General features: G+C 62.3%; 1 protein-coding gene. It reads right to left on the bottom strand.

Going from position 1 to position 276, the window contains the following annotated elements; all coding sequences use genetic code 11:
• The coding region (gpM, locus tag ACWXWW_RS18005) for a phage terminase small subunit (RefSeq protein WP_455971375.1) at nt 1-276 on the bottom strand (276 nt) is incomplete at both ends.

The following is a 276-nucleotide window of genomic DNA, read 5'->3' as shown; positions in this document are numbered from 1 at the left end:
GCCATTTCTTCTGCCAGCACGGTCTGCACGTTACGGTTGCCCAGCGGCATCACCCAGCCATGGCGCAGTGCATGACGCCCGATTTCCAGCGCACCGGCATAATCACCGGCGTCGATACGCCACAGCATCACGTACATCAGCACGTCATCCTGCTGCGCACCTCCGGCAGCCAGCACGCCCTCCGCCCATGCGGAATATTTCGGCAGCAGCTCCACCTTGATTTCCGCCTTTTTCACCGTGGACTGGACGCCCTTGAGGCGGCGACGGTCTTCTGCC

This window comes from Microbacterium sp. KNMS (assembly GCF_053851835.1).
The sequence above is the reverse complement of the archived record's forward strand: the minus strand, read 5'-3'. Positions and strand labels throughout refer to the sequence as shown.